Source organism: Bacillus cereus group sp. BfR-BA-01408 (genome assembly GCF_022663305.1).
In the GTDB taxonomy this organism is placed as follows: Bacteria; Bacillota; Bacilli; order Bacillales; family Bacillaceae_G; genus Bacillus_A; species Bacillus_A pacificus.
The window spans coordinates 1-24,109 of sequence record NZ_JAKUFF010000010.1 but is presented as its reverse complement, the minus strand read 5'-3'; the positions used below and the strand labels follow the sequence as shown (position 1 = coordinate 24,109).

The window sequence follows — 24,109 nt, the reverse complement described above, 5'->3', positions numbered from 1 at the left end:
TATACTATAGAAAATCATAAAGTGAAACTTTAATTAGTGGGTGTTTTCTATGAATGAATATTTACAGACTCGCTATATCATTAGCGGGAGTGCCTGTATAGCCCTTCTTATTTCTTACTTTCTATTCACATAAAAAAGCTACTTGAAATAAATTTCAAGTAGCTTTTTTATTACTCTGCTAAATACATAAATCCGATTGCACCCGGACCTGTATGAGTACTAATAATAGGCGTTGTAAAGAAAATTTCTGATTTAGCAAATCCACTTACTTTTTCAACAGCCGCTTTTACATTTTCAGCTAAAGGAATTGCTTTCGCATGCGGAATTGCCACAGCTTTTATAACTTTCCCAGCTGTATCTTCCTCAAATAACTTAGCTAACGTTTTTACAATTTGACCTTGGCTACGCACTTTCGTTACAGGGTTATAAACACCATCTTCAAGGCTAGCAATTGGTTTTATATTAAGCAACGAACCGATAAACGCTTTTCCTTTACCGATACGCCCACCCTTCACTAAGTTTTCTAATGTATCTACTACTACATATAAACGAGTATTCTTCCTTACTTCATCTACACGTTTTAAAATTTCTTCTAGTGAGCGTCCTTCATTTGCCATTTTCGCAGCTTCAACTACTTGATATGCTAAAGCATGTGTAATAAATTGCGAATCAACAACTGTTACTTTTGTGTCGGTCATTGATGCAGCACTATTTGCAGTTGCCACAGTACCACTCATTCCACTTGTCATATGAATGGAAAGTACTTCACTTCCATCTTCACCTAACTTGTCATACATTTCTACAAATGTACCCATTGCTGGTTGTGATGTTTTTGGTAGTTCCTCTGATTTAATCATTTCTTCAATAAATTCATCTGGTTGTAGATCAACGCGATCTAAATATGTTTGTCCATTTACAGAGATTGATAATGGTAGAACATGAATGTCATATTTCTCAATTACCTCTTGTGATAAATCTGCCGTTGAATCTGTTACAATTTTAATTTTTTGCATATTATATTCTTCCCTTTCCAATACGCTCTCCTTGTTATTATACTAGTATTCCCATTGCTTTCAACAATTTGAAACGAAATTTCATTAAATTAATTATATTTTTATATCTAAAATGAAAAAGACAGAGCTCTTAACCCTGTCCCCACTCTATATCATGCATTTTTTTCAAGAGTATTTGTTTTATATACATTTAAATAATCATTCCACTTCAAACAATTTTGTAAATATTCACGGAAAGAATACGAAAATCTTGGGTGCTTTTGTTTTTGAATTTTTGCAATAAATAATTGAAGACGAGACTGTATTAGAAACGATAATGGATGCTGCGCTTGTAGGACAGGGATTTCAAATATTTTAATACACTCCCCTGTTGAATGAGTGAAATAAAAACTTTTCGTAATCACAATATCAATCCTCTTTTTCATTGGATTTTTGAACTTCTTCTACTTTACGCTGTAACACGTTGTTTAAAGTGGCGACTCCCATGAATACAAAAGTATCCTTAGACAATCTCTGTAGTCCTTATGGTTAAAAGATTTATACTCTATTCATCTTCACCTAATCCATCCCCCATCCTAAATTCCTAATAAGACAAGGACTCGTTATCCGTATATTGCTTAATATATTCAGTATAAACTTATAAAAGCGCAAAGTTTGTCTAAATTTTGGAGATTCTATAATTTTTTTCTTCTCTATATTGTATACGTTTATAACTAGAGTATAACAAATAAATAAAAAAAGTGCCTTTATAACGAGGCACTTTTCGACTGAATTTCTTCTTCTCTTTTCTTTTTTCGCTTATTAACAATCTTTGATAAAGCGATACTAATTTCATAAATACAAATAAGCGGTACCGCAACTAAACTATGTGATAAAAAATCTGGCGGTGATATACACGATGCAATGATAATCAATGCTACGTAAGCATACCTTCTTATTTTTATTAGAAATTCCGCCGTCAATAGTCCAATACTCGTTAAAAACATTACTACTACTGGTAATTCAAAAATTACAGCAAATGGAACTGTTAAATTAAGAACAAAATGAAAATACTTTTCTGTCGTAAACATCGTATTAAACATTTCATTACCTATAGTAGTTAAAAAATGAAATAAAAACGGCATTACAACGAAATATCCAAAGCATAAACCTGCAATAAATAATATAGACAATACCGGTATATACATTAACGTCATCTTTTGTTCATTTGGATGTAAACCTGGTTTTACAAATAACCAAATTTGTATAGCAGCAAAAGGAATTGTACAAACGATAGCAAATACTGTAGCAATCGAGAAAAAAATCCACAATACATCACTTGGACCGAGAACAGTTAATTTCATTGGTAAGTCTTTTACAAGCCAAAAATAAATATCCTTCGTAAAAGTAAACCCAACAATTAAAAATAGTACAAAGGATAACACGGTATATATTACTCGTTTGCGAAGCTCAACTATATGTTCTACTACACTCATTTCCCGATCTTCCATCTCGTTCACCACACTTTATTTATCCATTTCGAAGAAAATTCATTACATTTTTTCTTTCTTTTCCTTCTCTTGAAATGCATCATCAGTCAATTCTTTCGTTGATTTTTTGAATTCTTTTAACGTTTCCCCTAAAGCCTTTCCGATTTCCGGCAATTTTTTCGGCCCAAATAAAATAAGTACAGCTACTAAAATTAAAATTAATCCTGGAAAGCCAATATTTGAAAACATTTCCCCATCCCCTTTATTAGTAGATTCCTTGTCCTACTATTACATAATTTTATTTTGTCAAAAAAGTTTGAAAACGTCAACAAATCCATTGACTTTTGTCAAAAAAATTCAAAAATATAATCAATTATACAAATTTCATTTTCTATTGCCCTTGTGTATGATATGGTAAGAGAAAAGACATATTATTTTATGATAGTAGAAAGGATTACCATTATGACTGAAAAAATGACACGAATGACACAATTTGTGAAAGAAGAAATTGCAAATGCAATTACACATGGTATCGGTGCCATTTTAAGCATCCCTGCCTTAATCATATTGATTATTCATGCCTCTAAACATGGTACCGCATCTGCTGTTGTTGCATTTACGGTTTACGGTGTAAGCATGTTCTTACTGTACTTGTTTTCGACATTGTTACATAGCATTCACCATCCAAAAGTAGAAAAATTATTTACTATACTAGATCACTCAGCCATTTATTTATTAATCGCTGGCACATATACTCCTTTTTTACTTATTACGCTTCGTGGACCATTAGGTTGGACGTTACTCGCAATTATATGGACACTAGCAATCGGAGGTATCATCTTCAAAATTTTCTTTGTACGTCGCTTTATTAAGGCATCGACGCTATGTTATATCATAATGGGATGGCTCATAATCGTTGCTATTAAACCACTTTATGAAAATCTAACTGGACATGGTTTTTCACTACTTTTAGCAGGTGGAATTTTATATTCTGTAGGAGCTATATTCTTTCTTTGGGAAAAGTTACCTTTCAACCATGCCATTTGGCATCTTTTCGTATTAGGTGGTAGTGCGATGATGTTCTTCTGCGTACTCTTTTACGTCCTACCTACAGCATCATAAAAAAGGTTTCAGCTTAATGTAAGCTGAAACCTTTTTTATTACTTATGTAATTGTGATGCGATAACATCCTGTGTATACTTCGTTAACTCTTTAATATCCATAGTCGCATACTCTTCAGGTGTAATCGGCTTAGAAATTGTTACTGTTGCACGAGCTCGCTTCATACGATTTCCATTCGCTTCAAACATTTTATATGTCCCATCTAATGTTACAGGTAAGATTGCTACACCAGATTTTACAGCCAGATGAAAACTCCCAGCCTTAAACTCTCCAATTTCGCCACCCTTACTTCTCGTTCCTTCAGGGAAAATTACGATAGAATGTCCATTCTTCAATAGTTCAATTCCATCTTTAATCGCTTGAAGTGATTGGCGACGATCGCTACGATCCATAAATACACAATTCATAAGTTCCATCCAAGTTGGTACAACTGGAAACTTTTTAATCTCCGCTTTTGAAACGAAGCCAATTGGTTTATTTAAATAACCTAGTAAAACAGGGATATCCATATTACTCTGGTGATTACTTACAACTAGTACCGGCTTATCTTTCGGAACATTTTCAAGTCCTTTAACTTCTACTGTTCCCCCAGCTACACGTACCATTTTCTTACCAAACCAATTTGTCGTTTTGTACACAGCGTTATCTTTTTCTTGTGGCGACATCGTATTTACTTGTCTTTTAAGACGCCACATTCTTGGTGTAATCGCAATTACGATTAAAATTAAATAAAAGATTTTAAAAAACGTTTGAATCATACAGAACCCCCACCTATTATCATTCCGACCTTCATTATACTAGACAAACGAAGGAAAAAGAAGAAAAAAAGTCCAAACAACAAGTGTTTGGACTTTTTAACCATTCTATATTAGAAACGTTTTGCTAATTCACGAGCATTAGCAATTGCTGCTTCTTTAATTTCTTGTGCTTTTTCAGGGTTTGCATTCATACCTTCAACTGCAATATATTCAGTTTCATTTACACCAATAAATCCTAATACTGTTTTTAAGTGATTGCGGCCGAAGTCTACAGCTGCGTATGCTCCTTCAGAATAAACGCCACCTGTCGCTTGAATGTGAAGTGCTTTTTTACCTTCTAATAAGCCAACTGGACCATTTTCAGTATACTTGAATGTTTTACCTGCAATTGCTAAGTTATCTAAGTATGCTTTTACTACTGGTGGATAGCTAAAGTTCCACATTGGAGTTACAAATACATAACGATCTGCATGCATAAATGTTTCTAAGTTTGTGTTCATTGCTGCAACTTTTTGTTGTTGAGCTTCAGTTAAAGCTTCAAATCCTTCACCTGCTGCAAATTTACCCCAAGCAGCGAATACATCTGCATCGATTGCTGGTACTGTAGTATTGAATAAATCAATTGTTACAACTTCATCTTGTGGATGTTCGTTTTTATAAGCTTCGATGAAAGCTTCCCCTACTGCCATTCCGAAAGAACCTTCTGCTGAATTTGGATTTGCTGTAATAAATAGTACTTTTGTCATTGTATTCTCTCCCTTTTCTACATTTTATCTTTAATTTGAGATTTATAATTTGAAAGTAAATAACTTACCTTATGTAAGTATAATACGAAAAGTTTCGTTCGATGTCAATAAAAAATAGCTACTTTTTTTTCGTAAGTTAATGATTTGTTTTGTTTCCTTAAAATTCAGTATACAGATATTAAGGATTCCTTCATAGAAAAAGGCTAGCTCTACAAATTATAGAGCTAACCTTTTATTACATATTATTTTTGAAATACATGTTTTACTTTTTCAGCTGGAATATTACTTCCGCCTCTACCTTTTACATCTTCAATCATCATAGTAATAACCATATCTGGTGAATTTAAATCAAATGCAGCGAACCAGCCTAATTCTTTTCCTTCAGCCTCTTTTGATACTTTTAATTCCGCTGTACCTGTTTTTCCAGCAAGAGTCATGCCATCAATTTTAGCAATTTTCCCAGTACCATCTGGATCATTAATTACTTTCGTCATAGCAGTTTTTAATATATCCTGATTGCCTTTTGAAATTACATTCTCTTTCCAAGCTTTTGGTTGCTTATCTGTTTTAATTATATATGGAGAAGGTATGTTTCCTTCATTAACAATTGGTGCGTACGTTAATGCTAGATGGAGTGGCGTCATTAATACTTGTCCTTGTCCATAACCTGTGTCTGCCATTTGAATATCATTTTTAATACCATCATTTGCGATTTTAGAAGCTGGGAATCCATATTCAATTGGTAATTTCTCATCGAATCCGAATTTTTTCGCTTCACTCATAAATTTATCTTTCCCGATCTTCAAAGCTTCTTGTGCGAAATAAATATTATCCGAGTATTTCATCGCCTTATCAAAATCAATCGGATTTGCATCTTTTACACGTGTTACATAATAATTACCCCAAGAAGAATCTTTTGTCCATTTTAATCCTTCAATTTTTAACTCTTCTTTTGGATCAATTGTTTTCGTTTCAAGACCGATTGCAGCTGTAATCGGCTTAAATACAGATCCTGGAACTGATAATTGTGTAAATCGATTCGTCATCGGTTTTTTCGGATCATTATTTACCGCATCACGTTGCGCTTTTGACGCCCCTCTTGTAAGGGTATTTGGGTTATAAGCTGGCGTGCTCACAAGTGCAAGTGTTTCTCCAGTCTTTGGATTAATTGCTGCACTTGATCCTACCTCATTTTTCATTTCATTATAAATTTCGGTTTGAACTGCACTGTCAATCGTTAAAGTTACATTTTCTCCATCAACAGCATCTGTTTTTGCTAAATTTTTAATTTCTTTTCCTTGTGCATCTTCTACGAAGACACGACCACCTTTTTTACCGCGTAGCTTTTCTTCCAGTACTTGCTCTAAACCAGCTTTACCTACTGGATCATCTGCTTGATAACCTTTCTTTTGTAACGTTTTTAAATCTTCAGCATTCACTTTTCCAATATAGCCAGTAAGATGTGCGGCTTCTTCTCCCAATGGATATGAGCGAACATTTACTGGCTTTGTTGCAACACCAGGTAAATCTATGTACGTATTTTGTGTTGCTCCTTCAGGCAATATTCCAATTGGTACAAGGTAATTTGGTTTTACCCATTTAGCTGCTAGTTTTTGGTCAATTTCTTCGACAGACATATTTAGTAACTTCGCTACCGTTTCTTTCGTTTGCGGAGCTGCATCCCCTAATTTTTCAGGAATCAATCCGATTTCAGAAGCTTTACCATTTACCGCAAGATATTTACCGTTACGGTCATATATTTCTCCGCGCTTCGGCTCTGTCGTTTGCATACGCACTTTACTATCTTTCGTCATACCTGGGAATATAAAATCAGGAGTCCAATCTATTTTCCAAGATTCTTTATCTCCATCCTTTTCTTTCACCATTTTTGCTTCATGGGCAAAATTGATTTTACCACCAACAGTATCCATGCTTACTTTAAAAGGAACAGGACCTTCATCTTTTTTATCTTCTTTTACTTCTCCTGCTTCTACTTTTAAGTCTTTCACTTCAATGCCAGAATAAATTTTTTCATATTTCTCAGTGAATTCTTTCTTTGAAATATCTTTTTTCGCCTTTTCTGACAATTGATCATACATTTCTGCAAATTTTTGTTTATTCCATGCTTTTGCATATGTATCAAATGCTTCTTGTGGTTTTTCTTCTTTACCACATCCGACTAACATGAATGTTAAGCAAAGAAAAAGAATCCCCCATACCTTTCTCAATCGATTCTCCTCCTCTTTCTATCTTAATACTCTTGAAAATTTTAGCATTTTTACATGCTACCATTCATTATAGCACTATCGAATCTCATCTTTAAACCTATATTGATGGATACAAATAAAAAGATTGATGTGAATTTTCACATCAATCTTTTTTACTATTGTTGCTTCTCATATACATGATAATAGTACGTATACGGATTTTTTTCATCCGTTAAACCTTTTTCAACAAAAATTTCTTTCCAATTTGTCATATCCATTTCTGGGAAGAATGTATCTCCTTCAAATGCATGATGGATTTTTGTTATATATAACTTGTCTACGTAAGGTAAAAAGAGATCATAAATTTGCGCTCCGCCAAAAATAAAGATCTCTTCTTCATTTTTGCATAGCTCAAACACTTCTTCTACAGAATGTGCTACTTCACAGCCTTCAACATGATACCCTTCATTACGAGTTACAATAATATTACGTCTTCCAGGCAGCGGTCTACCAATCGCTTCATAGTTTTTTCTTCCCATAATAAGCGAATGACCCATCGTTGTTTTCTTTACATATTGTAATTCACTCGGTAAACGCCAAGGTAAATTATTATCTTTACCAATTACTCTATTCTCGTCCATTGCGACCATAAATGAAACTATCATCTTTTCATCTCCTCTACAATTACACTGCAACCGGTGCTTTAATTGCTGGGTGTGGATCATATCCTTCAATCGTTAAATCTTCCATTTCAAAATCAAACACAGATTTCACATCTGGATTTAATGTAAGTTTTGGGAACGGACGTGGTTCACGCGCCAATTGCTTTTCTACTTGCTCAAAATGATTCGTATAAATGTGGGCATCTCCAATTGTATGAACAAATTCTCCCACTTCAAGTCCGCATTCATGTGCAATTAAATGTGTTAGTAACGAGTAACTTGCAATGTTAAATGGAATTCCAAGGAATATATCACCACTTCTTTGATATAGCTGACAAGAAAGTTTACCGTCTGCTACATAAAACTGAAATAACGTATGACAAGGTGGTAATGCCATACTTGGTACATCTTCAGGATTCCAAGCAGATACAATTAGGCGACGTGAATCTGGCGTTTTTTTAATCATTTCAATTACATCTTTTAATTGATCAAGCGTCTCACCAGCTGTCGTTTTCCAAGCACGCCACTGCTTACCGTATACGTCTCCTAAATAACCATATTTATTTGAGAAGTCATCATCTTCTAAAACGTTCTTTTTAAACAATTCCATTTGCTCATCGTACTGAACTTTAAATTCCTCATCTTGTTGTGAGCGAAGACCGAAATCAGTCATGTCAGGACCCGTATACTCGTCACTTTCTACCCAACTCTTAAATGCCCATTCATTCCAAATGTTGTTATTATGCTGCAATAAATAACGAATATTTGTATCACCTTTCATAAACCAAAGTAGCTCACTTGCTACAAGTCGAAACGGCACTCTCTTTGTTGTTAATAAAGGAAAACCTTTACTTAGATCAAAACGCATTTGATATCCAAATACAGATACAGTGCCTGTCCCTGTACGGTCTTCTTTCTTCGTACCATGCTCCATTACATGGCGGCATAAATTTAAGTATTCATTTTCAGCATGTTTCATATGTAGAAAAACCTTCTTTCAAATCTCTAGTCTATATGGATTTTATCATAAATTTAATGCTAACAGATTGAACAAACTAAATTTATAAAAAAACATTTCTATACTTAACAAAATTCTACTTCTGTATGTTCTTACAAAATCTAAATTCATATGCGCCTGAACCTAATTTCATTTCAGGCATATCACTTGACCTCCAATCATCTTCCACTATTCGTAATGTAGCAGATGTATTTGTTGGCACATCAACGTTTAATACTGCTTGTCCATGTTCTACACGCCAATCAATTTTAATTTCCCCATATGCTGTTTCACGCTTAATACAAACCCAATCTAGATTAGAATTAAAATGAGGCTGAATATAAAAATGTTTATATGCTGGTTTTGTTTCATCCACTTCTAATCCAATAATATATCGGTATATCCATTCAACGATAGAACCATATGCGTAATGATTGTACGAATTCATACTATCATTCCAAAGGGCTCCATCCTCTTTCACACCATCCCAATGTTCCCAAATCGTTGTGGCACCTTGTTTCACTTGGTATAACCATGATGGATAATCTTCATGAAATAGAAGCTTACAAGCAAGGTCATGACGGTTAAACTTGCTTAATATTAAATTTAAATACGGTGTTCCTATAAAACCTGTTGTTAAATGATTTTTATTTTCTTTTAAAAGCTCAATTAAGCGATTAAATACTTTCTCCTTCATATTATCTTTCACTAATTCAAAAAGAAGTACTAATATGTGGGCTGTTTGTGTATTTGAAATTAACCTACCATTCGGTGTAACGAATTCATTTTGAAACGCTTGAACAATATTTCCATGTAGCTCTGCATAAAACTTAGCATCTGTATTTTCACCTAAAATCTCAGCAACCTTTCGTAAAAGCGATGTAGAATACGCATAATAAGCTGTCGCAATAAAATGCTTGTCTGTTCCGCCTTCATATACATCAGGTTTCGTATCTAATGCGAGCCAATCCCCTAAATGATAGCCTGTATCCCATAAATACTCATTTTCACCTTGTGAACGTATGTAATCTATATACTTCTTCATACTGTCATATTGTTCTTTTAAAATGGATACATCTCCGTAATGTAAATAATGAACCCATGGACAAATAATTGCTGCATCGCCCCAACCGCCAGAAGTATCTAAATCAAAGTCCGGTCTTTTCCCAAATGCATCTGGAATAACTAACGGCACTGCTCCGTTAACATTTTGGTCTAATGATAAATCTTGGAGCCACTTTTTAAAGAACGATTGCACATTCATAATTTGTGTAGCCGTCCCAATGAACATTTGTGCATCTCCTGTCCATCCAAGTCGATCGTCTCGCTGCGGACAATCTGTTGGTACATCAAAGAAGTTCCCTCTTTGAGACCACTCCACATTATGATGAAGTTGATTGATTAATGGATTAGACGTTTCAAATGCTGTCGCTTTTTCCATATCTGTATGTAATACACACCCTTCAAAATCTGCTATTTGAGGCGGCTGGGTTAATCCACTTATTTTCACATACCTAAAGCCTTGGTAGGTAAAATGAGGTTCAAACGTTTCCTCTTCCTCTCCTTTTGCTATATACACTATTTTTTGTTTTGCCTTGCGGAGATTTCCATTATAAAAACTACCGTCTTTATTTAATATTTCAGCATGATGCAATTCTATCTTTTGTCCAGTATAAACATGACGGACTTTAAACCGAACCCAACCTACCATATTTTGTCCCATATCAATAAGCCATTCATGATTTGGTAGTTTTGAAATAGCGATTGGTTTTATAATTTTCATTTTACGAATCGCTTCATTTTCCTGTGCAACAATTATTTGTTTGGCATGCTCAATTACTTCAACATCTTCTAGCTCTTGATCACTTTCTTCTAGCCTAGCGTCATAAACTTCTCCTTCATAAATTTCCGAATACAAAATAGGGCTTGGAGTTACTTTCCATGTTTCATCTGTTACAATTTTTTCTTTCGTTCCATCTTTATACGTGATATGTACTTGAGCAATTATCGCTCTCCTTCTCCCGTAATAATTACGTACATGATGCATAGTAATCGGCCCTTTATACCACCCATTTCCTACCATTGCGGAAATATCATTTTGACCAATCTTTAATACATGCGTTATATCATACGTTTGATACAACACTCTCTTATCATAACTTGTCCATCCTGGGGTAAAATAACAATCTCCAATACGCTCTCCATTTATAGAAGCCTCGTATAATCCTAAACTAGTGATATATAAACGTGCTTTTTCAACTAATTTTTTAATAGAAAAGCTTTTATTAAAAGACATTACCTTCGTGCGCTCTTTTTTCGCAGCAATCCAGTTCCCGCTCCAATTATCTTGCCCTTGTAATCCAGTCTCCCAAAATGCTACTTCTGACCAAGCTGACTCTTCTTCATGATTATCCCATGCCTTCACTCGGTAAAAATAGCGTGTTTCCCTACTATATGAAAACGAATTGATTGGTATATATAAACTTTGATCTGTCTCTACCTTCTGCGAATCGAATACTATAGTTTGAAACTCTTTATCCTTCGCAACCTGCAATTGATACGCAAGTTGTTTTACATTTCGGTTACTCGACTCGAGTTGCCAACTAATTTTAACAACTTTCGAATCTATACCTATCGGATTATTTTTATTATCACAGCGCAATTTCTTTATTATTAGCACACTTCTTCACCATCTTTTCTAAATATTAATTTAAATTAATTATAATAAAAACAAAATTCTAAATAAATAATAATTTCATTCATCCTTACAAAATTATTAACTTTCCATATTTATAAAGGTTTTTATTTTCTATTACCGAAAGTATAGTGCGGTAGAACAAAAATTATATTTGGAGGTTAGAAGTATGTCTAAAATTGAAACGCCTGTTATGACTTCTTTACAAAAAACGGTTGAAAAAATGATGAAGGATTTAAACGTTCCGGGAGCTGCTGTAGCTATTATAAAAGACGGTGACGTTATTATTTCAGAAGGATTTGGCTATCGAAATTTAGAGACAAAAGAACCAGTTACACCGCGTACTTTGTTCGCAATTGGTTCCTCAACGAAAGCTTTTGGCACACTTTCATTAAGTTTGTTAGCACAGCAAAAAAGGTTTAATTGGGATACTCCTGTCCAGTCTTATATACCTAACTTCTCTTTATCTGAACTACTTGCTAGTTCACAAGTTACAGGACGAGATTTAGCTTCTCATCGTACCGGGGTAAGTCGTCATGATGCCCTTTGGTACAGCTCTTCCTTATCTCGAAAAGATCTCGTTGAAAAAATAAAACATTTACCACTTGATGCACCGTTCCGCACATCATTTCTATATAACAACTTAATGTATGCGACAATTAGCTATATTGTAGAAAACATAACGAATCAAACGTGGGAGCAATACACTACAGAACATATTTTAGAACCTTTAAATATGAGACATACAAACTTCTCTGTTACCGATTCACAAACGACAGATGAATACGCTTTACCTTACATTGAAAATGACGGTGAAATAAAAGAAGTTCCATTCCGCAACATTGATACCGTTGGCGCTGCTGGTTGTATCAATTCTACAATTAAAGATATGGCAAATTGGGTACTTCTTCACTTAAATGAAGGAAAATTTGGAGATCATGAATTAATCTCCTCTGAATTATTACAACAAATGTATACACCACACAATTCCATTCCAGACCAACCGGTTTTATCACTCCCTGAATCTCCATTAAATAGTTACGGTCTTGGTTGGTTTATTAGCGCTTATCGTGGTAAAAAAGTGATTCATCATGGCGGTAATATCGATGGATTTTCAGCGCTTGTTTCATTCATACCAACAGAAAACATAGGCCTTGTCATTTTAACGAATGCTGGAGGAACATTACTTCCTACTTATCTCGCTAATCAAATTTATGACGAACTACTTGAATTAGAATCCATTGATTGGCATAAACGTGCTGTAGAAGATACTGAAAAAATGAAGGAAATGATGAAAGAAGCAACTGAATCCCTCCCAGAACAAATGAAAGGGACTACACCTTCGCACAAGTTAGAGGATTATACTGGTACTTTTGAACACCCTGCATACGGAACATTACAAGTATACAAACGAGATGATTCGTTATTTGTACAATTTATGGAGATGGACATTCAATTAACGCATCATCATTACGACATCTTTTCTGCAAAAGTTGATTTATTCCAAATGAAAATGAGTTTATTATTCGCTTATGAAATGAATGTGAGTGGTGAATTTCCATCGCTTCAGTTACATGTGCCAGCTACACTTAGTACTCAGCCACTTGCATTTAAGAAAACAAAATAAATATTTTAATAGAGGGACGATAACTCTTCCCTCTATTCCCCTTTTCTCTATGCAAAAAGGATGCAACTACTTCAAAACGAAGAATGGTAAAAAATAAAAGGCAGATGTGATTCACACCTGCCTTTTATTTTTTTATATCAATTTTTTCTGGTTGAAACCAAATTGGCTTTAATAGCTCAAAGTCTTTATGATCCTCTAAAACTACAGTAAGACGCTCTAGCGTATCATCTAACATATGTGGTGCTGCTCGTAATGTCCATACAACTGATGAGAACACTGTCATACCTACGTATACCGCATATAATTTCCAAAACTCCTCTGGTATTCTCCCATTAAAGTATCCTTCTATTTGTCCGATTGAATACGGAATACTAATGTCTCTTGCAAATAGTGCTATTTTTACAAAATCATGAAGTGGGTCGCCCCAATCATAACCATTAAAATCAACAACACCTACATATTTCCCATCCCGTACAATTATATTTTCTAAATGAAAATCATCGTGTTGAAATTGATTGGGGCGATTTTGTAAATACATTTCATTTTCATCAATAAACTTAATGATTTTATCATCATTTTTTATTTTTATTCCGCATGTTTTGTATGCCTCTACATATTTTTGATGTTTTTTCATGGCTCTTTCATACCATGGAAGTGTATCATTAGGAGCTTCATATGTATGCATTTTTGCTAAATCTTTTCCTGCCTCTATGCCAATTTCATATTGTTTTTTTGGTGAATACGTAGGCAATAGCTTCTTCGCATCTTCCCCTTCTAAATATGAAAAAATACTATAGCATACACCTTCTTCTTCCAATATACCTATTTCAATTGGCCTTTGTGCCTGTACGTTACGTTTTACCATTTCATTTAAAATTTGAAACTCTATTTTTCTTCTTTCATACTCTTGTATATCGCCAATCCGTAACAAATATTTTTCCTCATCAATTGTCGTAACTATATATTTCTTATCCGGTGAAAAACCTTTAGAAATTTCTACAATATTCGTTGCATCTTTTACTATTTGTATATTGTTTTGCCATGTTGTAATTGTTTTCATGCATATTCCCCCTTACATTTCTACATTTGGTGTATACGCTACCCAAAATTACATATGATGAATGCCTGCTCGAAGTTTATTCCTATTAAGAATACGCTCCTTGTACTACTTGCACAATTTCCATCGGTGTATTGACCATATAATCTGGTGCATCTTTTTTCACTGTTTCAATGACATCATATCCCCAAGATACCCATATTACGTTCACCCCAGCCTTTTTACACGCTGCTACGTCTCGCTGTTCGTCACCGACGTATAACATATCTTGCTCAGTTATTTTTTTCGATTTTAAAAATCTTTTTATCATTTTATCTTTACCGAACAAATTTTTAGAACAATATACTTCTTGTATATTTTCTATATTATTATTGTGTAAAAATGCCCGAATATGCTCTTCTGAGTTGGATGATATGACTGCAATTCCGTAGCCTTTTTTATGTAACTCATCTAATACATCCTTCATCCCATGGAACAAAATAAGATCTTTTATGGCAGGTTGATACAATTTATAAAACTCTAGTGCTAATATCGGTAGTTTATACAATGGTACATCGAGTTGTTTACATCTCTCTGGCATCGTTAATTTACGTAAATACTCAATTTCTTCTTCCTTTACCGTTTTATATCCGTGCTTTTTAGCAATTTGATTATAAATTGGTACAAATGTATTTTGTGAATCTACTAATGTGCCATCAAAGTCAAAAACAATATATTTTTGCATTCCCATACTCCCTTTGCTTCTTTTTCTAAACCTATCTTATTCAACACCGTAGTTGTCTTACCCTTCCATACACATAAAAAAGAACAAGATTTTCTCTTGTTCTTTTTAAGAAAGCCACTTTGGCGGTACATTCGTATTCCAATAAATATTCCCTAACTCATGGTGTCCAGAGTACCCATCATCAAAACGGTGATAGTGGAAATTAAAATAGTAACCATCTTGCGGTGGATGATCTCTCCTTACATGAAATCGCAATAAGTCATTTCCTGATTTCGTGTCATAAACGTGAAAGATTTTTTCATTATTCCCACCAGCTGGTTTTTGGGAAATCGCTAATGATTGTAGTGAATCTTCTGGTACATCATTGGCAAGCTCAGCAATTGCCTCTTCAATTTTCGGTAATATTACATCTTTAAATTCATCTTCAATTACTGGACCAATTTTAGTTCCAAACTTTTGCATCGACTGCTTCTCTGCTTCTTGCATTGCATACGTAATAAAAGTATCGGTGGTTAACCTGTCATTCGTTTCTTCATATGTATAGGACGTACTCTCCAAATTTTGTTGCCCAGCTGTGCTCGTAGGCTTGTCCGCAGCTTTGGCATTATCAAGCAATATGGAAGGAGGCGTCACTAAACCAAATGTAAATACGGTAATTAATGCGACTAAGGTTTTTCTAAACCAATTTGGCATGTATGTTTCCTCCCCTTTCACTCATTATATTTTATATAACGGTTGTTTTCTCTATTATACAAAATGATTGTAATTTTTGCACTTTACAATTTTGTTAACGTTCACATATTTTTCACTTGAATATGAAATTGTAAGATTTCATACAATAAAATACAACAACAATGAGGAGGAGATCCGATGACTTTAGATGTCATGTATTCCGCCGCAAGCATACTCGTTTTAGTATATTTTATTTATCAATGTGTTACGGATTAGAAAAAAGAGCCATTTTTCGGCTCTTTTTTCTATGGTAAGAATACTATCCAACCAATTAATACTATAAAAATAATCCCGGCAATTACAGCTGGTAATAAATAAAAATGAGAAAGTATAACTATTCCATACAAAAGTATTACTGGAAACAATAAATAGCGATCTGTCTTCCATCTTAACAAGAGTAATTTGCCTTCATCACAATATAAATGAAGAAACATTTTGTTCGTAAACTCATTCCAATAGTCGCGCGCATAACGGGAAATTGCAAATAAAGCAAATGCAAGAATAATAGCGGCAATCCACTTCGGACTCATAATAATACTAACAGTACTTATACATACAATTTGAATATAAAATATTCGCGCACTACTTGTACGAAAAAATTCTTTTAAAAAGGATTCAACAATACGAGAATCCTTTTTCTTCCCTAAAAACTTTTTAGAACATGGAAACATCCACGCCTTTTTATTCGAACTACTCGGTTTAGCTGTATGACCACCAACTTGCATAATCCGACTCGTCCAGCGCATACTTTCTTCTTTTTCTCTCTCAACTTCTTTAAAAAAGCAATTTTTATAATTTAATTTTTCTTTTATCAATATGATAATTAGAAACACTGTTAGACCGATACTTAGTATAGAATACCATGGATTTTTATAAATAAGAAACAAACTCAATCCAAAAAAGGATAGACTTATAGAAAATATTACATTTTTTATAATCCATAGTAGCCATCGTTTCCCCACACGTACATGAATAAATCTCGTTAATAACGCCAACAAAAATCGAAATACAGTAAAGAATAGCCAAAATAATACGACTTGTATCTTCGTCACTCCAATACTTTTCATCAACACTGGTAACATCGCAACAACAACTACTACATTCGTTATTGCTATTCGAATAAACGTATATGTCATGCCATACTGGATTAATTTTTGCATGTGAGCGGGGTACGAAATTAAAAATAAACTATCCGCTTGCTCAAAAAATGAGCGAACTCCTCTTCCATATGTAATCGCATAAAATGCGAGTAGACTTAATCCGAAATAAACAGTCTCTCCCATCGATAATTCTTCCGTCCATAGTGAACGATAATAAATCCCCATAAATATAAATGCTGGAATAACAATATATAGCGCAACCGTCCAATCCGTTATAGAACGTATGGACTTCCATTTCCGCCCTAGTTCATGGCGTAATCTTTTATAAAATTGTTTTTTAATCATGTTGTTCACGCCTTACAATTACATCAAAACAGTCTAATAATGAACTTCCTGGCATTTCTGCTAACGTTTGAATTGCCTCTAAATGGCCATCTGCGACTAATGTACCTTGAGATATGAGTAAAAATCTTTCGCAAATTCTTTCAGCTGTATCTAATACGTGCGTACAAAGTAAAATTCCTGCCCCGCGTTCTTTTTCTTTATATAAATAACTTAAAAACTCTTTCGTAGCTACCGGATCTAAACCGATAAAAGGTTCGTCAATGATATAAAAATCTGGTTCAGTTAAAAATGCTAATATAAGCATCGATTTTTGTTTCATCCCTTTTGAAAACTTTGATAAATACTCATGTTTATGCTTATCCATTCGAAACATATGTAATAACTCTTCAGCTTTCCGTTCCCAGCTTCCGGCTTCGTTCTCGCGAGCAGCCATTAATAATTCAATATGTTCCCAAAGCGTTAAATAATCATAATATGTCGGGTGTTCTGGCACATATGCATACGGATTTTTCTTCTCGCCAAATGATATTTCACCATCCACATTTACAAGTAACCCGAGCATCGTTTTAATCGTTGTACTTTTCCCGGCACCATTTGCGCCAATAAGAGCAACTAATTCGCCTTGCTCAATCGAAAAGGCAATATCATGAATTGTTTTTTCACCTATTTCATATCCAGCAGAACGGATATTTACTTCTAACATACATTCCCCTTCTTTCCATTTCCAATACAAACTAGGAAAAGAATAACATATAACTATCTATATATCATTATAAAATATTTATTTTCATAGCAGGAATAAATATTTTTTAACAGAATACTTAATGTTTGATTACATTTAATTGGAGTGGATAATATGTCTTTTCAAATTCGTGAAGCTACGATAGACGATATAGATGCACTTTGTTCTTTAACAAAAGAATTAAAAGGTTCCTCTATTTCGTATGAAGATATGAACAACCGATTGCAATTCGTACAAATGAGTCCTTTTGATTTTTTATATGTTTATGAGGAAGAAAAAACTATACTTGGATTACTTGGGTTTCGTATACGTGAAAATTTAGAAGATGTAACTCGGTATGGAGAAATTTCAATTATTAGCGTTGATTCTACAATACGACGGAAAGGCGTTGGGCAAGCATTAATGGATTATGCAGAGCAATTAGCAAAGAAGCATAATTGCATTGGCACATGGCTAGTTAGTGGAACAAAAAGAGTAGAAGCTCATCCTTTTTACAAAAAATTAGGATATGAAGTGAATGGATATCGATTTGTAAAACATTTTTAAATTACTTCTTAATAGAAAGGACTATAACTATGACAACTATTAAAGCAATTTTCATTGATCGTGACGGTACAATTGGCGGCGACACTACAATACATTACCCAGGATCATTTACATTATTTCCTTTTACAAAAGCATCACTGCAAAAATTAAAAGCTAATCATATAAAAATTTTCTCTTTCACAAATCAACCAGGTATCGCGGATGGGATAGCGACCATAGCCGATTTCTCACAAGAATTAAAAGGCTTCGGTTTTGATGATATTTACGTATGTCCTCATAAACACGGTGATGGTTGCGAATGTCGTAAACCAAATACAGGCATGCTGCTACAAGCAGCCGAAAAACACAGGCTTGATTTAACACAATGTGCTGTAATTGGTGATCGCTGGACTGATATCGTTGCAGGAGCAAAAGTGAATGCGACAACGATTTTAGTACGAACAGGTGCTGGATACGACGCTTTACATACGTACCGAGACAAGTGGGCACATATTGAACCAAACTACATTGCAGAAAACTTTGAAGATGCGACAAATTGGATTTTAAGTCAACTATAATGCGAATTAAAAGAGACGCCTTCAAAATGAAAGCGCCTCTTTTAATTTAATATTATTTAAAACGTTAATTCGTAATGGAAATAACGATTATCTCTCAAATATCCATTTTCAGCGTATAATCGCTGTGCTGATAAATTATCAATCTCTGTTTGTAATTTTACACCTTTTGCACCATTTTCTAAGGCGAATCCTTTCGCAGCTTCTAATAATTTTTTCCCTGTTCCTGCCCCGCGCTTAGCAGCTTGTACAAATAAATCATTTAAAATCCATAATTCTTTCATCGAAATAGAAGAAAATGATGGATATAATTGTGTAAATCCAATATATTCACCATCTTCAACTGCTACGAAGATAACAGATTCTTTTCTCTCCATTCGATTTCGTAAAAATACTTTTGCTCCTTCTAGATCGGAATCTTGTCTATAAAACATACGATAGTTATTAAAAACCGATGCTAGTCCATCTAAATCTGCAATTGTTGCCTCATATATTCTCATTTTACTCCATTCCCCTTCCAATACCGTTTCATTATATCCGTTGCCCATTTAGGCTGTACAATTTCTTCTTTCGGCATAAACTCTTTCATTATTGGCTTTATATCCAATACAGGGGTGCCATCAATAGCATCTAACCCCTCAACAATAATTGATTTACCTTCTCTTTTGATTACCTTTACAATGGTTGCTCCTATACGATTCGGACGATTTTTTCCACGCTGTGCAAAAATACCTACTTTAGGATAATCATGATTATTTCTAGGATATCTAGCAAAATATTGAATTTGTTCATCAGTTACTTTATGAAAATAAAAAACAACTTCAATATGTGAAAAATCTTCAATCCCTTGTATACTTTCTTCTGTATACATTTCAGTTAAAGTAATATAGGATTTTACTTCTCCCCACTCATCATCTTTTATTTCCTTTCTTTCATTATGTACAAATGCGATTGGTTGAACTGAAAACACACGCATTCCCCCTTCAATGTAACCACTTACATTATAAAATATTTTCTGAATGTTTTCCACATACACGAACTAGATTACATAATATAATTATAATCTATTTTGTAAGGCGAAATGAACTGCTTCAACTGCATGTATATAAGTTGTATCGAATATTGGAACTGATACGTCTTCCTGCTTTATTAATAATCCTATTTCTGTACAACCTAAAATGATACCCTGTGCGCCTTTTTGCACTAAATCTTCTATAACTGTTTTATAATACTCTCTGGATTGAGATACGATTTTTCCTAAACATAATTCTGTATATATGACTTCGTTTATTTTTTCTCTATTTTTTTCTAATGGTACTATGGCTTTTATATCATTCTCTTTAATACGTGATTTATAGAAATCTTGCTCCATTGTATATTTTGTTCCAAGTAAACCAACAGTTTGAATACCTTTTCTTTTCATTTCTTTCGCAGTTGCATCTGCGATATGTAAGACTGGAATATGAATATTCTCCTTTATTTTCTCAACTACTTTATGCATTGTATTTGTACAAATAATTATAAAATCTGCCCCTGCACTCTGTAACGAATATGCTGCATTCCCTAATACCTCTCCTGCTCCATTCCAATCTCCGTTAGATTGGAACCGTTCAATCTCTTCAAAGTCCACACTATTGATTATACATTTTGCTGAATGTAACCCTCCTAATCTCTTTTTTATTTCTTCATTTATGATTCGATAATATTCAGCAGTTGATTCCCAACTCATACCACCAATTAATCCTATTGTTTTCATAACTACTACACCTACCTCACACTATTTTTATAACCTGATTCAAACATTTTATTATGTATATTATACATAATAAAACAAGACTTTACGTTCAAAATATAAAGTCTTGTTTTAACTATTTCCAAGGAAATTTTATAAGAATATTCTGAAATTAAAACTCTAATGTTTTTATAGAATCTTCATATCGATAATGAAAACATTCTCGATACAACTGTTTAATTTCATCATAGGATGGTACTCGTGGATTATTTGCTGGACTTCCACTTTCAATTGCATCTGATGCCATTTTAGAAATAGCTTTTTCAAATTCAACCTCACCAATTCCGTATTCTTTTAAATTTGGAATACGAAGATCAAAGCAAAGTTTTTTTATTTCCCTGAGCGTGTAATCGGCTACTTCTTCATCACAATAGGAATACATATCTTTATTTAAACAGCGTCCAATTTCTGCTAGTCTTTTTACTGCACTCACTTTTGTATAATCTAAAACTGTAGGTAATAGTATTGCATTTGATATACCATGTGGTACATGAAATAACGCTCCTACTGGTCTTGACATTCCATGAACTAATGTAACAGATGCGTTTGAAAATGCAATTCCAGCTTGTAAGGAAGCAATCATCATCGCTTCTCTTGCCTCCATATTCTCTCCATCTTCATATGCAATACGTAAATATTTCATAATACTTTCAATAGCGGAAAGAGCGAGTACATCTGTAAGTGATTGTGAAACTTTAGAAATATATGCTTCGACTGCATGACATAATGCATCTATCCCTGTTGCTGCTGTAATATGAGGTGGTACGGAACGTGTTAAAATCGGATCAATAATCGCTACTTGCGGGGTAAAACTCGGATTCTTCATCATCATTTTTACATCTGTTCGTTTATTCGTAATTACTGCTACACTTGTTACTTCTGATCCAGTACCCGAAGTTGTTGGAATTGCAATGAGCGGTAGCGGATCATTGTCTATTTCCATATCCTTTTGGACATAATCTTCCACTTCTCCGCCATTTGTATATAACACCGCAACTGCTTTTGCTGCATCAATACAACTTCCACCACCAAGACCGATAATAAAATCACACTTTTCCTCTTTACAAATAGTTAACGCCTCTAACACATGTATATTTGTAGGCTCAGCATTTACTTTATTATATGTAATAACGGTAATACCTTTTGTATTTAATTGTTGTATACAACTCTCAACATATCCTAAATTCTCCATAATTGTATCAGTTACTATAAAAGCTCTTTTTCCAAACTTCTTGGATTGTTCCCCCAGTTTTTCAAGCGAATTTCTTCCATATAATACAGACTTCGGCATACGAAATTCAGCAACTTCTTGCAAGTACTCCACCTCTTCTTTCCCTAATTAATATTTTCGTCTATAAAATATCTATTTAATAAATTCCTGTTAAAGTATAGAACGCGATAACTAAAAATACAGCAAACGTTTTCAAAACTGTAATAGCAAATATATCTTTATAAGATTGTTTATGTGTTAACCCAGTTACTGTAAGAATAGTAATGATAGCTCCGTTATGTGGTAATGTATCCATTCCTCCTGATGCCATTGATACGATACGATGCATTACTTCTAACGGAATATCGAATTGATTAGCTGCTGCAATAAACTTATCACCCATTGCACTTAAAACGATTCCCATTCCTCCTGATGCAGAACCTGTAATGCCAGCTAAAATATTCGTCGTGACTGCTCCGTTCACTAGCGGATTGGTAAACGTGGCAGAAATGCCATCTCTCATAATCGCAAAACCTGGAAGTGCTGCGATAACACCACCGAATCCAAACTCAGCTCCTGTATTCATTGTTGCAAGTAGCGCTCCACCAATACTTGTATTCAATCCAGCTTGGAATCCTGTTACTACTCGTTTCCAATATAATAATAACGTTGTTACTATACCTATGATAAGTGCTAATTCTACTGACCAGATTCCAACTACTGCACTTAATTCTACTTTTCCAAATGCTTTCATACCAATTGCAGAAAAATCAAAACCATTCGGATACCACTTCGGTATCATAATAGTAAAAACTTTATTCATTACACCTACTAAAATAAGTGGTATAAAAGCAATTACTTGCTGCGCTCTTGTAATTTCAATATTTTTAACCAGCTGCATATCTTTTTGTTCTGCTTGTAAAGAAGCTGCCATTTCCGTATTCCCATCGTTAAAACCAAAATATCCTTCTCCAGCTGCTTTCGCCTTCTTACGTCTACTCTCTAAATATAGTAAACCTAACGTAAGTACAAAAATTGCCCCTACAATACCAAGTATCGGCGCAGCATAAATGTCTGTTTTAAAAAACGTTGTAGGTATAACGTTTTGAATTTGTGGTGATCCAGGTAGCGCATCCATCGTAAACGTGACCGCTCCAAGAACGATTGTTCCAGGAATTAAACGTTTTGGAATATTCGCTTGTCGAAACAACTTAGCTGCGAACGGATATACAGCAAACACTACTACATACACACTAACACCACTATACGTTAAAATAGCACCCATTAATACAATCGCTAATATTGTACGTTTTTCACCAACTAACTCTATAATTGTCTTTGCAATTGAGTCCGCAATCCCTGACATTTCTACTACTTTCCCAAATATTGCCCCGAGTAAAAATACAGGAAAATATAGTTTAATAAAACCTACCATTTTCTCCATAAAAATATTCGAAAAGAACGGTAATACAAAACTAGGCTCTGTCAAAAATACCGCAAATAAAGCAAAAATCGGTGCAAATAAAATAACAGAAAAGCCTCTATAAGCTACAAACATAAGTAAACTAAGTGCTAATAATATAATAACTAGCTCCAATTATACCCCTCCTTTAACAGAAAATTCAAACTTTTATTGATAAACTTCTACTACTAATCTTTTGATTCTGACATCCCTCCTCTTATTCATACAAATTTTTCATGCTAAAAATGTCTAATTATACATATTCGATTACATATAAAAAATCCCTTTAAACAAAAACGATTTCATCATCATACGTTATAAAGGGATTATTAGTCTCTATATTTACTTCTTTATCAAACTATTTTCTAAACAAAAATGATGTAGTTCTTTTACATCATTTACGATATGAGTCGCACCAACTTCAGTCAACTCTGTTTCACTACCATAACCGTATAAAACACCAATTGAAGCAATCTCATTATAATTCGCACCGATTATATCGTGCTTTCTATCTCCAATCATAACAATTTCTTCTTTATTAAGTTCTTC

25 protein-coding genes are annotated in these 24,109 nt (G+C 34.0%); 4 read left to right on the top strand and 21 right to left on the bottom strand.

All coding sequences use genetic code 11. The annotated features are described in order from the left end of the window. Nucleotides 1–170: 170 nt before the first annotated feature. From MR083_RS07515 to MR083_RS07500, 4 genes are all read right to left on the bottom strand, one after another. Nucleotides 171–1,013 (bottom strand): DegV family protein, encoded by an 843-nt coding sequence (locus MR083_RS07515; RefSeq protein WP_011040282.1) that lies wholly within the window; start codon nucleotides 1,011–1,013, stop codon nucleotides 171–173. A gap of 152 nt (nucleotides 1,014–1,165) precedes the next feature. After that, a complete protein-coding gene (locus MR083_RS07510; RefSeq protein WP_000629015.1) occupies nucleotides 1,166–1,417 on the bottom strand; it encodes a DUF2535 family protein in 252 nt (83 codons plus the stop codon). 342 nt (nucleotides 1,418–1,759) lie between these two features. Next, nucleotides 1,760–2,503, bottom strand: a complete 744-nt coding sequence (gene tatC, locus MR083_RS07505) for a twin-arginine translocase subunit TatC (RefSeq protein ID WP_000390138.1) — start codon at nucleotides 2,501–2,503, stop codon at nucleotides 1,760–1,762. Between the two features lie 42 nt (nucleotides 2,504–2,545). Continuing rightward, nucleotides 2,546–2,731 (bottom strand): twin-arginine translocase TatA/TatE family subunit, encoded by a 186-nt coding sequence (locus tag MR083_RS07500; protein WP_000492443.1) that lies wholly within the window; start codon nucleotides 2,729–2,731, stop codon nucleotides 2,546–2,548. A gap of 213 nt (nucleotides 2,732–2,944) precedes the next feature. Here MR083_RS07500 and trhA point away from each other — a divergent pair, with 213 nt between their 5' ends. Further along, nucleotides 2,945–3,604, top strand: a complete 660-nt coding sequence (gene trhA / locus MR083_RS07495) for a PAQR family membrane homeostasis protein TrhA (protein ID WP_000136895.1) — start codon at nucleotides 2,945–2,947, stop codon at nucleotides 3,602–3,604. A gap of 38 nt (nucleotides 3,605–3,642) precedes the next feature. Here the strand turns inward: trhA and MR083_RS07490 are convergent, their stop codons facing one another. The 6 genes from MR083_RS07490 to MR083_RS07465 form a co-directional block, all read right to left on the bottom strand. Next, nucleotides 3,643–4,362, bottom strand: coding sequence for a lysophospholipid acyltransferase family protein (locus MR083_RS07490; RefSeq protein WP_000616585.1), 720 nt, complete (start codon nucleotides 4,360–4,362; stop codon nucleotides 3,643–3,645). Between the two features lie 110 nt (nucleotides 4,363–4,472). Continuing rightward, nucleotides 4,473–5,108: an FMN-dependent NADH-azoreductase gene (locus MR083_RS07485; RefSeq protein WP_000170016.1), complete on the bottom strand. Its 636-nt coding sequence runs from the start codon at nucleotides 5,106–5,108 to the stop codon at nucleotides 4,473–4,475. Nucleotides 5,109–5,350: 242 nt separating this feature from the next. Then, nucleotides 5,351–7,336: a penicillin-binding protein 3 gene (pbpC, locus tag MR083_RS07480; RefSeq protein WP_001233539.1), complete on the bottom strand. Its 1,986-nt coding sequence runs from the start codon at nucleotides 7,334–7,336 to the stop codon at nucleotides 5,351–5,353. 155 nt (nucleotides 7,337–7,491) lie between these two features. Then, a complete protein-coding gene (locus MR083_RS07475) occupies nucleotides 7,492–7,980 on the bottom strand; it encodes a dihydrofolate reductase (RefSeq protein ID WP_014893782.1) in 489 nt (162 codons plus the stop codon). A 19-nt stretch (nucleotides 7,981–7,999) separates the two neighbouring features. Continuing rightward, a complete protein-coding gene (locus tag MR083_RS07470) occupies nucleotides 8,000–8,956 on the bottom strand; it encodes a thymidylate synthase (RefSeq protein WP_000679600.1) in 957 nt (318 codons plus the stop codon). 115 nt (nucleotides 8,957–9,071) lie between these two features. Beyond that, complete coding sequence (locus MR083_RS07465) at nucleotides 9,072–11,654, bottom strand: alpha-L-rhamnosidase (protein ID WP_016717380.1); 2,583 nt, start codon at nucleotides 11,652–11,654, stop codon at nucleotides 9,072–9,074. Between the two features lie 184 nt (nucleotides 11,655–11,838). On the opposite strand from MR083_RS07465, the gene MR083_RS07460 reads away from it, so the two are divergent. Then, nucleotides 11,839–13,296, top strand: a complete 1,458-nt coding sequence (locus tag MR083_RS07460; RefSeq protein WP_000034315.1) for a serine hydrolase — start codon at nucleotides 11,839–11,841, stop codon at nucleotides 13,294–13,296. 124 nt (nucleotides 13,297–13,420) lie between these two features. Here MR083_RS07460 and MR083_RS07455 read toward each other — a convergent pair whose 3' ends face one another. The 5 genes from MR083_RS07455 to MR083_RS07435 form a co-directional block, all read right to left on the bottom strand. After that, complete coding sequence (locus MR083_RS07455; protein WP_000849690.1) at nucleotides 13,421–14,356, bottom strand: aminoglycoside phosphotransferase family protein; 936 nt, start codon at nucleotides 14,354–14,356, stop codon at nucleotides 13,421–13,423. Nucleotides 14,357–14,441: 85 nt separating this feature from the next. After that, entirely contained in the window at nucleotides 14,442–15,077 is a 636-nt protein-coding gene (locus tag MR083_RS07450) for an HAD family hydrolase (RefSeq protein ID WP_001175006.1), read from the bottom strand. A gap of 105 nt (nucleotides 15,078–15,182) precedes the next feature. Further along, the gene (locus tag MR083_RS07445; protein WP_001134412.1) at nucleotides 15,183–15,770 is read right to left on the bottom strand and encodes a YpjP family protein; all 588 of its coding nucleotides are present in this window, start codon (nucleotides 15,768–15,770) and stop codon (nucleotides 15,183–15,185) included. Nucleotides 15,771–16,054: 284 nt separating this feature from the next. Next, nucleotides 16,055–17,254, bottom strand: a complete 1,200-nt coding sequence (locus MR083_RS07440; RefSeq protein WP_014893784.1) for an ABC transporter permease — start codon at nucleotides 17,252–17,254, stop codon at nucleotides 16,055–16,057. Further along, a complete protein-coding gene (locus MR083_RS07435; RefSeq protein ID WP_000895245.1) occupies nucleotides 17,247–17,957 on the bottom strand; it encodes an ABC transporter ATP-binding protein in 711 nt (236 codons plus the stop codon). The genes MR083_RS07440 and MR083_RS07435 overlap by 8 nt, the downstream gene beginning before the upstream one ends. Nucleotides 17,958–18,110: 153 nt before the next feature. Between MR083_RS07435 and MR083_RS07430 the strand changes: the two genes are divergently transcribed. Beyond that, the gene (locus tag MR083_RS07430) at nucleotides 18,111–18,542 is read left to right on the top strand and encodes a GNAT family N-acetyltransferase (protein ID WP_000009784.1); all 432 of its coding nucleotides are present in this window, start codon (nucleotides 18,111–18,113) and stop codon (nucleotides 18,540–18,542) included. A 29-nt stretch (nucleotides 18,543–18,571) separates the two neighbouring features. Then, complete coding sequence (locus tag MR083_RS07425) at nucleotides 18,572–19,099, top strand: HAD-IIIA family hydrolase (protein WP_242268850.1); 528 nt, start codon at nucleotides 18,572–18,574, stop codon at nucleotides 19,097–19,099. Nucleotides 19,100–19,155: 56 nt separating this feature from the next. Here MR083_RS07425 and MR083_RS07420 read toward each other — a convergent pair whose 3' ends face one another. From MR083_RS07420 to MR083_RS07395, 6 genes are all read right to left on the bottom strand, one after another. Next, nucleotides 19,156–19,596, bottom strand: coding sequence for a GNAT family N-acetyltransferase (locus tag MR083_RS07420; protein WP_001223874.1), 441 nt, complete (start codon nucleotides 19,594–19,596; stop codon nucleotides 19,156–19,158). Further along, entirely contained in the window at nucleotides 19,593–20,066 is a 474-nt protein-coding gene (locus tag MR083_RS07415; protein WP_000493234.1) for an SAM-dependent methyltransferase, read from the bottom strand. The genes MR083_RS07420 and MR083_RS07415 overlap by 4 nt, the downstream gene beginning before the upstream one ends. 87 nt (nucleotides 20,067–20,153) lie before the next feature. Then, a complete protein-coding gene (locus MR083_RS07410; RefSeq protein WP_242268848.1) occupies nucleotides 20,154–20,852 on the bottom strand; it encodes an aspartate/glutamate racemase family protein in 699 nt (232 codons plus the stop codon). Between the two features lie 148 nt (nucleotides 20,853–21,000). Next, nucleotides 21,001–22,203, bottom strand: a complete 1,203-nt coding sequence (gene eutG, locus MR083_RS07405) for an alcohol dehydrogenase EutG (protein WP_242268870.1) — start codon at nucleotides 22,201–22,203, stop codon at nucleotides 21,001–21,003. A gap of 52 nt (nucleotides 22,204–22,255) precedes the next feature. After that, a complete protein-coding gene (locus tag MR083_RS07400; RefSeq protein WP_000424303.1) occupies nucleotides 22,256–23,695 on the bottom strand; it encodes a GntP family permease in 1,440 nt (479 codons plus the stop codon). 207 nt (nucleotides 23,696–23,902) lie between these two features. Then, nucleotides 23,903–24,109: HAD hydrolase-like protein (locus MR083_RS07395; RefSeq protein ID WP_242268846.1), on the bottom strand; the 207-nt coding region annotated here is incomplete at its 5' end.